The 14,534-nt window shown below is 46.5% G+C and carries 13 protein-coding genes and 1 riboswitch; of the genes, 9 read left to right on the top strand and 4 right to left on the bottom strand.

Annotation, left to right across the window (positions count from 1 at the left end; translation table 11 throughout):
- Window positions 1-35: 35 nt before the first annotated feature.
- The 3 genes from C8268_RS06040 to C8268_RS23310 all read right to left on the bottom strand — a co-directional run bounded on the left by C8268_RS06040 (window position 36) and on the right by C8268_RS23310 (window position 1,990).
- The gene (locus C8268_RS06040) at window positions 36-167 is read right to left on the bottom strand and encodes a sporulation protein YjcZ (RefSeq protein WP_106766845.1); all 132 of its coding nucleotides are present in this window, start codon (window positions 165-167) and stop codon (window positions 36-38) included.
- A 193-nt stretch (window positions 168-360) separates the two neighbouring features.
- The gene (locus C8268_RS06035) at window positions 361-1,659 is read right to left on the bottom strand and encodes an aminotransferase class I/II-fold pyridoxal phosphate-dependent enzyme (protein ID WP_106766844.1); all 1,299 of its coding nucleotides are present in this window, start codon (window positions 1,657-1,659) and stop codon (window positions 361-363) included.
- Window positions 1,660-1,735: 76 nt separating this feature from the next.
- Complete coding sequence (locus C8268_RS23310; RefSeq protein WP_106766843.1) at window positions 1,736-1,990, bottom strand: pyridoxamine 5'-phosphate oxidase family protein; 255 nt, start codon at window positions 1,988-1,990, stop codon at window positions 1,736-1,738.
- 118 nt (window positions 1,991-2,108) lie between these two features.
- Between C8268_RS23310 and C8268_RS23415 the strand changes: the two genes are divergently transcribed.
- From C8268_RS23415 to C8268_RS06015, 4 genes are all read left to right on the top strand, one after another.
- Complete coding sequence (locus tag C8268_RS23415; protein WP_337441785.1) at window positions 2,109-2,585, top strand: winged helix-turn-helix domain-containing protein; 477 nt, start codon at window positions 2,109-2,111, stop codon at window positions 2,583-2,585.
- On the top strand, window positions 2,518-3,168 hold the full coding sequence (locus C8268_RS23410; RefSeq protein ID WP_337441784.1) for an aminotransferase-like domain-containing protein: 651 nt from the start codon (window positions 2,518-2,520) through the stop codon (window positions 3,166-3,168). Before C8268_RS23415 ends, C8268_RS23410 begins: the two co-directional genes overlap by 68 nt.
- 81 nt (window positions 3,169-3,249) lie before the next feature.
- Window positions 3,250-4,035, top strand: a complete 786-nt coding sequence (locus C8268_RS06020; RefSeq protein ID WP_106766842.1) for a helix-turn-helix domain-containing protein — start codon at window positions 3,250-3,252, stop codon at window positions 4,033-4,035.
- A 322-nt stretch (window positions 4,036-4,357) separates the two neighbouring features.
- Complete coding sequence (locus tag C8268_RS06015; RefSeq protein ID WP_106766841.1) at window positions 4,358-5,215, top strand: SDR family oxidoreductase; 858 nt, start codon at window positions 4,358-4,360, stop codon at window positions 5,213-5,215.
- A 3-nt stretch (window positions 5,216-5,218) separates the two neighbouring features.
- Here the strand turns inward: C8268_RS06015 and asd are convergent, their stop codons facing one another.
- A complete protein-coding gene (asd, locus tag C8268_RS06010; protein WP_106766840.1) occupies window positions 5,219-6,022 on the bottom strand; it encodes an archaetidylserine decarboxylase in 804 nt (267 codons plus the stop codon).
- Between the two features lie 166 nt (window positions 6,023-6,188).
- Window positions 6,189-6,301, top strand: a riboswitch (TPP riboswitch).
- A 110-nt stretch (window positions 6,302-6,411) separates the two neighbouring features.
- On the opposite strand from asd, the gene C8268_RS06005 reads away from it, so the two are divergent.
- From C8268_RS06005 to C8268_RS05985, 5 genes are all read left to right on the top strand, one after another.
- On the top strand, window positions 6,412-7,017 hold the full coding sequence (locus C8268_RS06005) for an ECF transporter S component (protein WP_106769856.1): 606 nt from the start codon (window positions 6,412-6,414) through the stop codon (window positions 7,015-7,017).
- The gene (locus C8268_RS06000; protein WP_106766839.1) at window positions 7,010-8,704 is read left to right on the top strand and encodes an ABC transporter ATP-binding protein; all 1,695 of its coding nucleotides are present in this window, start codon (window positions 7,010-7,012) and stop codon (window positions 8,702-8,704) included. The genes C8268_RS06005 and C8268_RS06000 overlap by 8 nt, the downstream gene beginning before the upstream one ends.
- The gene (locus C8268_RS05995) at window positions 8,701-9,504 is read left to right on the top strand and encodes an energy-coupling factor transporter transmembrane component T family protein (RefSeq protein ID WP_106766838.1); all 804 of its coding nucleotides are present in this window, start codon (window positions 8,701-8,703) and stop codon (window positions 9,502-9,504) included. The genes C8268_RS06000 and C8268_RS05995 overlap by 4 nt, the downstream gene beginning before the upstream one ends.
- A 394-nt stretch (window positions 9,505-9,898) precedes the next feature.
- Window positions 9,899-11,116 (top strand): S-layer homology domain-containing protein, encoded by a 1,218-nt coding sequence (locus C8268_RS05990; protein ID WP_106766837.1) that lies wholly within the window; start codon window positions 9,899-9,901, stop codon window positions 11,114-11,116.
- Window positions 11,117-11,130: 14 nt separating this feature from the next.
- Entirely contained in the window at window positions 11,131-14,469 is a 3,339-nt protein-coding gene (locus tag C8268_RS05985; protein ID WP_106766836.1) for a DUF5704 domain-containing protein, read from the top strand.
- The last annotated feature ends 65 nt before the right edge of the window (window positions 14,470-14,534 follow it).

Here is a 14,534-nt window from a genome sequence, read left to right as displayed (position 1 = left end):
CTTTCTTCAATTTATTGACGGGATTTTGCTGCTTTTTAAATCCAGTAGGAACGAACGATGATGACGAGAAGGATAAAAAGGACTAGAATGATTCCTACACTTCCGTGACTGCCGTGACCGGCGTATCCTCCGCACCCGCAATGTCTGGTTTCTTCAACTTTACCCATAATTCATTCCCCTTTCACCAACCAGGTTGTTGTTGATACACGGTATTGTATGTAGTCGAGTGTCCAGGTGGTATGGGCAAGTGTTTATATCAAGCAAAACTCCCCTTAAGCATCGGTTTATTTATTAAGCCGGTCTGCTTTAAGGGGAGTTTATTTCATCCCGCTAGGGGACAGTCTCATATATTTTTAAACCTTAAGCTTGCTTCAAGTCCTGAATGCCTTTGTAAATCAGATCAAACATGTCTTCCAAGTGTTCTTCTTCGATACAGGAGAACGCAATCCGGAGATCATGCTCGCCCAGGGCGATCGTTCCCACACCATATTCATAAATCAAATGTGTGCGCAGCTTTTCGGCTGAAACGCCGTTCAGTTTAAGACACATGAAGTATCCGGAGTTGAACGGATAATATTCCCATACATCACCATACTTGCCGCTGTCGAGAAGGGATTTAACCTTGTTCGCACGGCCCTTCATGATGTTGAACTTCTCTTGCTGCTGTTGACGAAAGTCTGGTGATTTCATGGCATCAAGCAAGAAGGTCTGGGAAGGATGGGGACCGCTTGAGATCGTTGCCCGAATGATTCCGAGTGTCTTCTGCTCCAGAGCGTTCAACATGTCTTGGTCTTCACCTGCATAAGTGATAAAGCCAACCCGGAAGCCCCATACAAACTCTTCTTTGGTTGCACCGTCAACCTTTATCGCAAGCACACGCGGATGAAGATCGGAAAGACGGCCGAAGAGAGATTCTTTCAGTGAATCTTCGAAGAACAGGCCAAAGTAGGCGTCATCTGTGACGGCAACAATGTTAATACCGGCTTCAGCAGCTTCGTGAATGGCGGCGACGATCGCCTCACCTTCCTCTATTCCTGGCGTATAACCTGTCGGATTGTTCGGGAAGTTCAGCAGCACGATCGCTTTGCCTTTGTCCTTTTGGCTTAGGAGCGCTTCACGAAGACCCTCTGCATTAAATTTCATATCTTCTGTAAAGAGAGGATAATTTACGGTAACACCATGACGGCGGATACCAAAAGTGAGCTCATAGTTCTCCCAGTTCTTATCTGGATAAACGATCGCATCGCCTTCATTGACGAACAAGTCTGCAACGATGCTCAGTCCGTGGGTCAGAGCGTTGGTAGCAACCGGGTTGCTGAAGCTTTTGCCTTCAAGAGACGGATTATCTTGAATCATCTTGCTCCGCCAGATGGAGCGAAGCTCAGGCTTTCCGGCAGGCGGGGCATAGCTGTAAAGGTCCTTCGGCTGGAATGCCGACAGTTTGTCCTGGATGACTCCCAAATGCATCGGAACTCCGCCTTCTGTGGCAATACCGATCGTGGCGTTATATGTTTTGGCATGACTGGATGCTTCCGCCGATTGACTCAGAATGCCCTCTTTAGGGAAGTAAATTTCTCTCCCGAGATTGGACAGCATGTCATACACGTGAGGGTTTCCTTTTTTAATGTTTTCGTTCAGTTGTTCAGCCATTGAGTTCATGAGTTGATTCCATCCTTCCGAATACCTTGGTTAAGGTGCAGTATCTCTCATTAACAATTCATCGCCTAACATTATATCACTTCACCATCAAAGCGTCACGGAAAAAGGTTAAGCTTTTGGCTGATTTGAAAGGGTGGGATGGTACTTGCATATCAGTTCGGCTGTAAGGGCATCCATGAAAATAATAGGCTCCTTCCACAAACACGAAATTAAGAGGAGTCACTCGCGGGCATCCGGCTTCATCTACCGTACCGAGAAACCCGAAACTCATTTCTGCTAAGAATTGCTCCACTTCCTCTGGATTATCCATCATAAACTCACTTCTTCGCATAGCTATCAATCTCCCCTTCGTCTATCGCTTCCTCTTAGCATATGGGGAAAATTGACAAGAAAAAAGAGCCAATATACATTAATTTTATAAGTCCAATTATTAAAAAGGGAGATTTTTCATGGAGCTAGGTTTAGCGATTGATTCCTATTTGAAGAAATACAGATATAAATATTTGGCTTTATATCATGCTTTACGGGATGCGATTGTAGAAGGGATGCTGTCTGAGGGGACAAGGCTTCCTGCCACACGCGAACTTTCCCGTCAATATGGGTTGTCGCGGGGAGCGGTTGCCCAGAGTTATGACATGCTTCTTGCCGAAGGCTTTGTGTTTACGAAGATCGGCAGCGGGACTTATGTGGCCAAGGGAGCTTCGCTTGCTACTCATGACATTGAAGATGTACACAGCAGCCCGGTTTTATCGACATGGGGACAGCGAGTGTCAGATATCATGTTATCCCCAAGCAGTCATTCAAAAAAGAGCACGGCTGTTATTTGTTACTCCGAGCCGCCAATATCCAACCGGAGCAGTGCTGTCTTTAGAACGGCGCAGAGAGCTGTTGAGATGGGCAAGTCATCATCAAGGAATGATTATTGAGGATGACTACGATAGCGAATTTCGCTGGGGAGGCCGCCCGATGGAGCCGCTCAAAGCATTGGATGACGGAGGACATGTGATTTATATCGGTTCTTTTTCCAAAACGATGTTCTTCGACTTGCGCCTGGGATACGCTGTTCTTCCAAAACCGCTGGTGAAGCCGGTAATTGCTGCAAAGTCATTGTATGAGCCGGTCACATCAGCGCTGCTGGAGCAGCGGGCCTTGGCTCGTTTTATATTTAAGGGTGGATATAGCCGCCATTTGCGCCGGATGACCCGGTTGTATGGAGGGCGGCACCGTTTTTTCCGGAGTCAGATGGAGAAAAAGGCGTCACATCTGTTTCAGCTTGAGCCGGGGGATGCTGGTCTGCATGTCTTTGCGACGTGGCTTCACGATAATGTCAAATATGATCTTTTCAAGGAGGCTGCGAGCAAGAGAGGCGTGGAATTCAGGGATGCGGCGGTATACCGGCTCTCACCTGGTTCGCCATCAGCCTGCTTCGGTTTCTCTCATTTGAACGAGGAGCAAATTGAAAAAGGTGTTGATCGAATGGCTCTGGCATGGGAGGACATGCAAAAGTAGTAAAAAAAGAGTATCATGAAAGAGTATCAATGTGCAGAAAAGAAACAGATTAATTTTGGAGAGACAAGGGGGAGTGACGTGATGCTGAACGCATCGCCGTCTTCTTTTATCATCAAGCCCGCCTTGGCCAAAATCGCCTGTGAGCCAGGGTGGAAATGGCAAAAGCGCGAGAAGCCGATGCAAAATTACGATTTGTTTTACGTATGGAGTGGAGAAGGTACGGTAGTGCTGAATGACAAGCCGTTTGAGGTAGGGAAAGGAAGCTGCTTTCTGTTTACCCCCGGTGATTATACGAGTGCGACACATAACCCTCAGAAGCCTTTGGTTCTAACTTATATTCATTTTGATATTACAGAACCGGTCAGTGAGGTGCCGGCATCGTACCGAAGGCTGAATGAGACGATGGATTTTGAATATTTGCTTGCTAGATACGTTCGGCTGTATCTTGATCAACCTTACGGTGCCGAGGAAGAGGGACAGATCATTTTAAAACAGCTGATGATTTACCTGCTCCGGGAAGATCGAGATACACCGATTATTAAAAAATCGAGCAATCATCTAAATGAAGTCATACACGAGATTGCCAATTACGTCCGATTGCATCCCGGTTTACCCCATCGTGTTGAAGCTTTGGCTGCACGGGCCGGGTTGTCTCCCCGTTATTTTTCGATTAAGTTTAAGGAGCTGATCGGTACGCCGGTGCAGTCATATATTATCAAGATGAGGATAGAACGCGCCCAACATTTATTGCTCCATCAGGGCATGAATGTGACGGAGGTGGCGGACGCCCTGGGATACAGGGATATTTTCTTCTTCAGCCGTCAGTTCAAGCAGTATACGGGGAAAAGTCCTTCAGAAATTCGCTGATCAAAAAGCAGCTGTGATTCACGATGAACTTCAGCGGGTAATATATTTGATTAAGGTCTGAGAAGACAGAGAGGGGGATTTTTGCAATGAGCCCAAAAAGACGGGTACGCAGTCTCATTGGCAGCCGCGGAGGGTTTGGCATTTTTAGAAACCGCTTGCGCCGTTCCAGAAACATAAAGCCAGAACTGAATTTGTGGTTTTAATTTATTCGACATAGACAATAGCACCATCGTTATTTCCCGAAAAAGGAGCGATCCTGATCGGCCGATATAACGGGGTGCTTTTTTTAACCTATATCTGAACTCAAGGAGAAACGGATGAAATGATAGCGGATTTAACAGGGAAAACAGCGCTCGTAACCGGAACGTCCAGCGGTTTCGGACTCCTGATCTGTCTGGAGCTGGCTCGGCTAGGATATCAGGTGGCAGCAGGCATGCGAAGACCGAAGGATTCGGAGCGGCTGCTCAGTTTAGCGATGGAGGCAGGGGTGAAAGACCGAATTCATGTGATGAAGCTGGATATATGCGAGCCGAAGCAGGTTGCAGATGCTGCGCTTGAAATAGAAAAGCGATGGGGGCGTCTGGATCTTCTGGTGAACAATGCGGGGGAGGCTATTGGCGGATTTGTCGAGGAGGTGCCGCTTGAAGCGTGGAGGAGACAGATGGAGGTTAATTTTTTCGGAACTGTATCTGTCACGCAAGCTGTTTTGCCGCTCATGCGCAGCACAGGCAAAGGCCGGATCATTATGATGAGCAGTATTAGCGGAGTGGTTGGATTTCCGGGCTATGGACCATACGCTTCTTCCAAATTCGCGATTGAAGGGCTTGGGGAATGTCTCTCTTTGGAGCTTCAGCCGTTTGGAATCGACGTCGTATTGGTTGAGCCAGGAGCTTATGGAACCGCTATTTGGAATAAAGGGTTCAGCGATATGAGCGGACAAGAGGGTTCGCCTTATCAGGCGATGCTGGAGGATGTGCTCCATTTCTCAAAATCAACGGCCGAAAACAGCGGTGATCCGGCTGAGGTGGCCAAACTGGTAGGGGAAATCGCCGGGATGAAATTTCCCCGCTTCAGATATCGGCTGCCAAAGGGAACTCGTCTAACCGCCGCTGCCAAACTTTTGCTGCCAGATCGAATATTTCGGCGTATTGTATTGAAAACGCTGAGCAGAAAGCGTTGAAACTCAGGAGTCCTTGGTAGAGGGATGGTGAAGCAGACCAAGCAGTTCCCCCATCTTAACCTTGTCGCCTACCTTCAGATCACCGCGAGGCGTAAAAGTTTCGTTCTCTGTCAGCAGGACGACGGTGGAGCCGAATTCGAAATAGGCGAGGTCATCGCCGATATTCCATTCGTTTGCTTTCTCGTCCGTATAACGTATGCTGCTGACATTCATCGCTCCAACCTTGACGACAGCTACTTCCCCATGCTCATGAGCGATATAGGTAATGAGTCTTTCATTGCGGCTGAGCACATTCCGAATGTTGGTCAAGGCGAAGTCGTTGACCGGATACACTTTGCCGCGGAGATGCTCACTTTCCGCTTTTTTGCCGGTGACAGGGGAATGAATCCGATGGTAATCGGTAGGACTCAGATACAGCACAAATACATAGCCGTTCAGATAGTTCCCCATCCGCGGGGAATGGTTTAACAGCTCGTCAATCGTGTAGTCCTGGCCCTTTACGTTCAGAATGGTTCCCGCTTTGATAGGGCCCATGCCCGTGATGAGGGCATCAACAGGACTGGTCATGGCGTCTGCTGTATCATCGATGCTGCGCATGCCCATTTTTAGGCGGCGGGAGAAAAACTCGTTCAATGACCGATATTCATGTATTTCTTTTTCAGCCTCGTGGGCGGGAATTTTATATATTCGTATAAACGTTGGTATTAAATAACGGCTCCATCTGCTATGGGAAAAGCTGCCCATAATACGGGATAACCATTTTCGGGAGGAGAGCTCCGTCATAAGCTTCAGTAATTGTTTTACCATGCGATTCTCCTTTTTCTTGCATGAACAAATAGCAACTTTGGATAATATGCGTACACTGCCTTATATTGACATAGAATAAGGGCTAAAGCAATAAAAAGGGTTTTTTGAAAAATGCGACTTGCAAACATAGGAAGGTATGGTGTATTTTAGAGACAGCATAAAACCGAATAGGGAATACGGGGGCTTGAGTGAATCAGGCTGAGACTGCAGATGTTATCCGCTGCTGACCGTTAATCTGAACTGGGTAATGCCAGCGTAGAGAATATCCGAACCCAAGTAGGGCTTATTTTCCGTCTGCGCATATTTATCCAGACGGTTTTTTTGCGTTTATATCAAATCATGAGTTTTGGAGAGGAGAAACTGTGGTGCAATCAAATGTTAATGCCAAAATGAATGGAAATGTAAGAAGGGGATTGCGGCTTAGTGATATTCTCGTCACGATTTTGATCTCGCTCGTTTTGGGTGTAGTCTATCATTTCTGGGGATCGGTATATGGCTTGTTCAAGCCGTTGTTTTTCCAAGCGGACGAGATGATGTACGGGATGTGGTTTGCAGCGTCAACGCTTGCTTTTCTGCTGATTCGCAAACCCGGGGTAGCGTTGATTGCAGAGCTTGCGGCCGCTCATGTTGAAGTGCTATTCGGAAGTGGATGGGGATTAAGTATGCTTCTGTATGGGTTCATCCAGGGCTTGGGGGCTGAGTTGGTCTTTGCCGCTTTCCGTTACCGGAATTATACGGCTTGGGCTGCTGCTTTAGCTGGTGCAGCGTCTGCGGTCGGGTCGATGTTCGTCGATATTTATATGGCTTATACGGACAGCTATGTCCTATGGATGTATCTTGCCAAGTACAGCATGCGTATTGCAAGCGGCGCAATCATTGCCGGTTTGTTGATGTTCGCTTTGGCCAAAGCGTTGGAGCGGACAGGGGTAGCCTCTCTGCTGCGGCCTGCTTCAGCCAAGGATTATGCTGCTTTGGATGATTCCCGCGATGTATGAGACTCAAGATCATCAGCATGCTGTAAGAGCTGGCAGCGGGGCAAGAGCATCACGTTCTTTGTATGTGGAGGGCTTGCGGCTGAAATTTCCGGGAGAAGACAGGCTGGTGTTCAAAGATCTTTCTTTTGCTGCAGAAAAAGGGGAAAAGGTACTTCTGCTTGGACCGAGCGGATGTGGAAAATCAACACTGCTTCAGGTGCTCAGCGGGATGATCCCACAGGCTATTGAAGTGCCTATGAAATGCTCGGATCAACTAGTTCCGTCTTCCTGGGCGTATGTGTTTCAAGACCCGGATACCCAGTTTTGTATGCCGTATGTAGATGAAGAGCTGGCCTTTGTGCTGGAAAACCAGTCTGTACCGCAGGAGGAAATGACAGGCCGGATGCAGGAAGCATTAAACGCCGTAGGTTTGCAACTGGATAATCTACATACACCGATTGCTCATCTTTCCCAAGGGATGAAGCAGCGTCTTGCCCTTGCATCTGCACTGCTGCTTCAGCCGGAGGTGCTGTTTCTGGATGAGCCATCAGCGCTGCTGGACCCGGAGGGCCGTGAGCAGATTTGGGAGGCGGTAAAAGCTGTTTCGGATGGACGGACACTCATTATTGTGGAACATCGGATTGAAGAAATGGCGGCGTATGTGGACCGGGTTGTTCTGTTTGGCCCGGATGGTGCAATTTTGGGCGAGGGAAAGCCGGAGGCAGTATTTTCGGCATTTCAGGAGGAGCTTGTTGAATACGGGATCTGGTATCCGGGAGTATGGGATGACTACGCTAAATCCCCGGCGGGGGCGAAAACGTTCAGGCCGTTAAAATCATCAGCACTGATGGAGATGCCCGAAAATACGAATAGCCGCAATATTTATCGAATGACGGACTGGACTGACGGAGATGACAACCAGGCTCATACAGGGAGCTTGATTCCAGTGCTGGAATTGAATGATTTTACGGTATTGCGAAAAGGCCAGCCCGTTGCAACCGCCCATAAAGCGAAGTTGTTTCCGGGTGAATTCACAGCGGTCATTGGACCGAATGGAGCCGGAAAAAGCTCTTTCCTGCTCGGATTAATGGGTTTGCTTCCGATCGAAGGGCGATACCATCTTGGAGAAAATATGGTTCCAACAGGGAACAAGCGAAAAGAGCGCAAACTCCGGCAGTCCATGCTGCGGCATATCGGTTTTGTATTTCAAAATCCAGAGCTTCAATTCGTCACTGAACGAGCTCTGGACGAAGTGGCCTACTCGCTGCTTGTGGATGGAATGCCGACCGAAGAAGCAGAGGCAGTTGCATATGACATCCTGAAGCGATTCGGGCTTGACGGAATGGAGCAGCGTCATCCGTATCAGCTGTCTACCGGCCAAAAGCGCAGATTAAGCGTTGCAACTGCTATGGCTCGTGAACCGAAGGTGCTCCTGCTCGATGAACCAACATTCGGGCAGGATGCGCGAAATACGTTCTCGATTCTGGAAATGTGTGAGGAACTGCGTGAAACAGGTACAGCCATTCTGATGGTCACCCATGAGATGCAGATTGCCCAAAATGCGGCTACTCATATTTGGGAAGTCCGAAAGGGAAATATTGTTTCACAGCAGCCTTCTTACAGGCTGAAGACCGATATTATCGATGACAGAGAAGCTGTTGAGGGCTCGGAAGAACGACAGTTGATGGTATCGGGGGTGAGAACATGAGTTTTTGGAAGCCGGAGAGGCTAACCTGGCTGCATCGCGCGAACCCTGTCGTCAAGCTTGGCGTGCTGGTGGGTTTGTTCTTAATGACCGTGCTGACACATGATATTGATTTTATACTGTATCAGGCTGTTGTTTTTACCGTATGTCTGCTAGCTTTAAGCGGTATAAAGCTTTCGAAAATGCTGCTGTTATCCGTCCCGTTTCTCATCGCGTTTCTATCTTCCTCCACATCGATGATGCTGTTTGGACGGGGGGAGGATGTTTGGTGGCAGTGGGGATTGTTTCGTGTAACAGAAGAAAGCTTTTACCGTGGGTTGCACCTGGGCTTTAAAGGAATTACGTTTGCAGCTGAGGGGCTTCTGTTCGTAACGACCACGTCCTCGGTAGCTTTGTTCTATGGATTGATGCAAAAGTTGAAGCTTGCACCCAAATATGCCTACAGCTTCATGGCTTCCATCCGGCTTCTGCCCATGGTGTGGGAGGAATATGTAGTTCGACGTCAGGCGCTTCAGGTTCGGGGGATCAGACCGATTCGCGGAGTTAAGGGGGCGGTACACAGAGCCGGAATGTATGCAGTACCACTCTTGGCACAAAGTATCCGAAGGGCCCACCGGGTAGCTGCCGCGATGGAGGCGAAGAAGTTTAACGGGGAAACCGGGAAACATAGGACCTATTACTATGTGTCACGTTTTACAGTATATGATGTCCTCATCGTTCTTTTACTGGCAGGAGCTGCTTGTATATCCTATATGATCGCCAATTTCTACCCATGGTTTGGGATCGGTGATGTCAGATTTTAGTTTACTTTTTTGAGGTGCAATGCTAGACTTGATGTAAATACTTTCCTGCTACCGTATAAAGCGGAGCTTGCCGAAAACCTCGGTGGGCTCCGCTTTTTTTCTTGATGGATATGTTGTACGCCAGTTTGGTTTTTATGCAGACTACAAAGCAGGTTTATCTTTCAAAAAGGCGATGTTTTAAGAGGGGGGGTGTCTATTTTACTAGAAAGAGATAGGTATATAATACTAAAATAATATAATATATGATAATATAGTCATAGTTTTACTATGGTGAGGATGTAGGCTTATGCACTTTTGAAGGCTTTCAGGGGATGAAGTTCCCTAATTTATGAAAGCGATTAAGTGCAACACCCTGAATTTTAAGGGGTTACAATTTTTAGGGAGCGTGAAATGAATGAAAGTGATCGTAAAAGGATTGCTTGCCGGTCTATTGACTATAACCGGTGTACTTCCATCCATCGGTACTGGAGAAGCCGTCGCATCGTTTAAATTTAAGGATGTGCCGGCGAACCATTGGGCAAAGGACGCGATTTATAAGGCGGTAAACAAAGGCTATTTCAAAGGGTATTCTGACGGCACCTTTCGTCCAAATGCTAAAGTTACACGCGCTGAATTTGCTGCGTTAATGGCGAGAGTATCCAATAACCCTACAACTCAGGGGCTTGAAAATTTCTCGGATTTGAAAGGACACTGGGCAGAAAGCGCCGTTGCAAAAGCGATCGGTATGGGCTTTATTTCAAAGAAAGATTACCCTAATGGTTTTAAGCCTGGGACTGCTTTGACCCGAAGGGAAATGGCAAAGTGGATGGCTTCCGGTCTAGCTGCCAACAAAGAAGATTTCAAGCAGGCTCTTTCCGATACAAAGGATACTTTGGTTCCCGTTGCTGAGTATTTTAAGGGTAGCTTGAATAAATCTGATTATCCTTATATCTCGGTTGTTCTTGGTACCGGACTTATGGCAGGATATCCGGATGGTAGTTTTGGTCCAAACAAGACAACGACACGAGCCGAGGCGGCAGTCATTCTAGCTCGATACGAGAAAGTGAGTACGAAATCAGCGGAATCATTTGCAGATTTGAACGAATTGAGAATGGTGGGGACTAAAAAAACAAATCTTGAACTTGTCACACCATTTACTACAGGGAACACCTCATTTACTGATATTTCAGGAAAGAAGAAGTCTTTTAGAAATGGTGCAGGGAATCTCGTATTTCACCGTCTGATCGCTGTAAATACGCAAAATTGGAACGACAAAAAAAGCGTGTATGCTCCCTTTTTTGTAGATGATAGCGATAAAAACTTTTTAACTAAACATAAAGGTTTGTACCCTGTGTTTATGCAAATAACGATTTATCCTAAATCTAAACAGTTTGATGTGGATCACTACTACAATGGTGTTTATGATTTTTTAAGTGCAAGTCCAATAACAAATGATCTGCCTAACAAATTTGGATACTTTACATTACCGCGTATGTATACAAAGGAGTTTTTTAAAAATCGCCCTAATGGAGTAACCGTATGGGTAACTAAAAATATGGATGATAACGGAAGAGTCGGGGGGCAAATTGATATGGACGATGGATCTGTCGTCTATTTCAGTCGAAAAAAGTAAGTGGGGCTGATTGAATGAAATTGAAGAAGACAATTTCAATATTGTTGCTGTTATCAATCTTTCTCATAAACGGAAATGATACAAGTTATGCAAGATTTCCAAACGGTTATCCAACAGAAGAAATAGAAGTAAGTCCAAGTGGTTTAGCCTATAAAAAACAAACAGTTAAAGTTACAGTAAAAGGACAAAGTGATCCTAGACCTAAGACAGTATGGACACAAACGGATACAGATCGCTGGGAAGCTACAATAAACGGAGGAGCAGAACAAATTTATACCGGTACACATGGCTCTGGATATAATGCGGTGCCTACTAAACAAATGGTTAGAAACAAAATTAATACATTTAATTACGCTCCTAAATCAATGAGGGACAAGAATAATAATCCATTCAAAAGGGATAAAGTGAAACAGTTAGGTATTGAAGATATAAATTATATTAAGGATTCTGCGTATGAACCCTTGGGAGCTAAACCTGAGTTTCAAAAAGGAAAGATATTTGCAACTTTAAAGACTTACACAGGATATCCTCTTCAAGAAACCAAAAAAGTACAATATGGTTGGCGAGCAGACGGAGCACCCAAATTTAATGTCCACTATAACACTCCGCTCGAAATACATTATATTGGTTATGTTCAAGAGACGAAAGAACTTAAAGTTACAGGAAATGCAATCTTAAAAAAGGGAGAGACCAAGCAGTTAAAAGCCGAAGTTCGAACACAGGAATATGACATGAATGGGTTTAGTGATCCTGTGGATGTTACTAGAAGGGATCAAACGATATGGAGCTCTGACAACAAAAAGGTTGCTACGGTAGATGAAACCGGTTTAGTGAAGGCAGAAGGAAAAGGTACTGCAAAAATTACAGCCAAGTGGAAGAGAGACCCTTATTACATTTATGATACGGTAACCATCACGGTAGATGACAAAAAACCAACATGTAAGCCCGGAGAACCCGGATGTGATGATAATGAAGAACCACCACCAGGGGGTGTATGTACTCCCCCACAACCCGGAAGAGTGATATCGGGGAAATATATGGACCCGGTGGCTACCGCGGTCATCAAAGCAGACCAGCGTGGGAACGAGCGGTTTGATGTGCTGCAAGGCATACCGACATCGGAGAGCTTATACGGAAATATATTAGCAAGGAATTACCTCTTCCAGAATAACTTTGTCAATATGACCGGCACATGCACATTTAACGTTAATGTCGAGAAAACATGGACACTCACGTGGGACCCTGGCAAGACAGTCACTGGAGCGGATGGTAAAACAAAAACAGTTCCGGACCCACAAGTAGATCAAGAGCCTGTTCAACAAACGCATCAAATTGTACGGCCGTACTCTTTTTGGGTCATTGACAACCTGGAAGTGTATAAGATCGATCAAGGGACACTTCGGAACTATGCTCTCCCCGGCGGTGAGGTTACCATCTATCCGGAAGGGTATGAAGAACCAAAGTTCACGGCAGAACAAACAGGCAACTTTTATCCTCCTGAAAACCCCGGTACGGTAACAGCTCCGGGAGGCACCAAAAACGGAGGGAAAAGCAGGCCATCACCGCCAAATGAAAACTTAAAGAGCCACGCTGAAAAGGCTGTAGGCAAGGTTCAGGTGACCAATGATTCTTTAGAGTTTAACAACCAAACCATTATGAATGGTGAAAGAGTCGAAGAAACCGGAGCGACACCAGGAAACATTCCAGCGCCAACACATATTGGGCCAGACGTATTATATAGTTCCGGTCACATCATTAGCAGCGATAAAATCAACAAGGCCAACACAGCAAGTAATGGTACGATTAACTATGGTTTGATGCCCGGAAACATGAACGGCGGCAGCAACCAGGAGTTTCCGATTTACGAAATCAACACCGTTACAGTACATACCCCGGTTGTAAACTATTCTTCCGTCACCGATGATCAGGCACATAACCAAAAAACGAACCCGAATCCGGATCGGGCAGCGTTTATTTTAGAACGCCCCTTTACAGTCCGTATTCCAACAAACGGCCAGCATACGAATTATCCGGGTTACAGGAATCGCGATTATGCGAAGTATTTCCGCACCAAACAAGTGAAATTTCCATTCGATACGTATAACAGCAGCCGAACCATTTTCTATCCAAAGAACACCTGGATCGATATCCCGGTCCATCAATTGGATACGGAATTTTTCCTGCCGGTGTGGGTTGATGAAGGAGACTATCAAGTAGAATTTCGGAATATCGCAGAAAATGCCCCTGCGAATTTTACCCAGCAGCCCAAAGCGAACCTGGACTTGATGCACCATGTGGCGACAGAGGTTGAGCCCGTTGAAGTGATCGGGCGGGTATACGATTTTCGAATTACGGACATCGCAGACTATAACTGGCAAACCGTATTTCGGACGCATAAGGGAAGCGCAGTGCCCAAGGGTAACGCTTATTGGACAGGCCAGCGAGATATCGATGGAGCTCCAAGAGGCAACCCGCTACCTTATACACTGCCGATTGCGCCGGGAAAACATCCGCAGCCAGGATACAAAAATGTATCTGTGAAAACAGGCTACCATTTCAAGTTTGACCTGAAAACGAAAGGGAATATGTTCAGCGCAAAAGATGGCATTGCGATCACACCCAGCTTTTATTTTGTGAAAAAGGACGGGACCGGACGAATCCCGGTAGATCTTTATTACCACAGCAGCAGTCGAAACTTTGTTCGGATTGGCTCACCTGAAGACAAAGAGAAGCGGTATGTCATTCTGAATGAACGGCTGAGAAATGTGCCGCTACGTGAAATGCAGGATACGGCATCCTATATGTACAATCACAGCGGCGCTTCACGCCAGATGTCGCCTGAGGCCTTTGCGAAGCAATATATCGAGCGGATATCCAGGAAGAGGACGTGGATCGGCCGCTATGATTGGCTGCTACTCCCTTCTGAAATCCGTACGCTGATCGGGCCGAAAGCTGGACTTCCCGCTTCGGTAGATCCGGAACGAGCGAATGCATCGATCCAGCGCTGGTATGGGGAATACAGCATTCCATCTGACGTTTACGTCGTGAAAAAGGGAACGAATCTAGCCGAGTACGGGCGCGGTAAAGGAATCGATGAAAAGTCGGATGTTTTTTTGAAGGATGGTTTTATTGTCGTTAACTTTAATATCGAGACGATTCAAAACGGCAACCTGACTCGTCCGCATCTTCAGTATATCGATGCTCCTTTGATGAATCAGTGGAAGCTGGAAGGTTTCAGCAACACGTATATAGACCCGTATGGCTCAAAGTTCTCCCTGAAGGATGGGGATGCGGTATTTTATCATGCGGATCAGTCCAGCAAGAAAGATTTTTCTTCACAGGTTCCTCATTAGATAGTGGTAACCCGAAAGGATGAGAGGTCTGACACTGATTAGGCTTTTTCAGATCGATTTATTTT

The organism is Paenibacillus faecalis, assembly GCF_900289175.1.
GTDB lineage: Bacteria > Bacillota > Bacilli > Paenibacillales > Paenibacillaceae > Paenibacillus_AQ > Paenibacillus_AQ faecalis.
The sequence above is the reverse complement of the archived record's forward strand: the minus strand, read 5'-3'. Positions and strand labels throughout refer to the sequence as shown.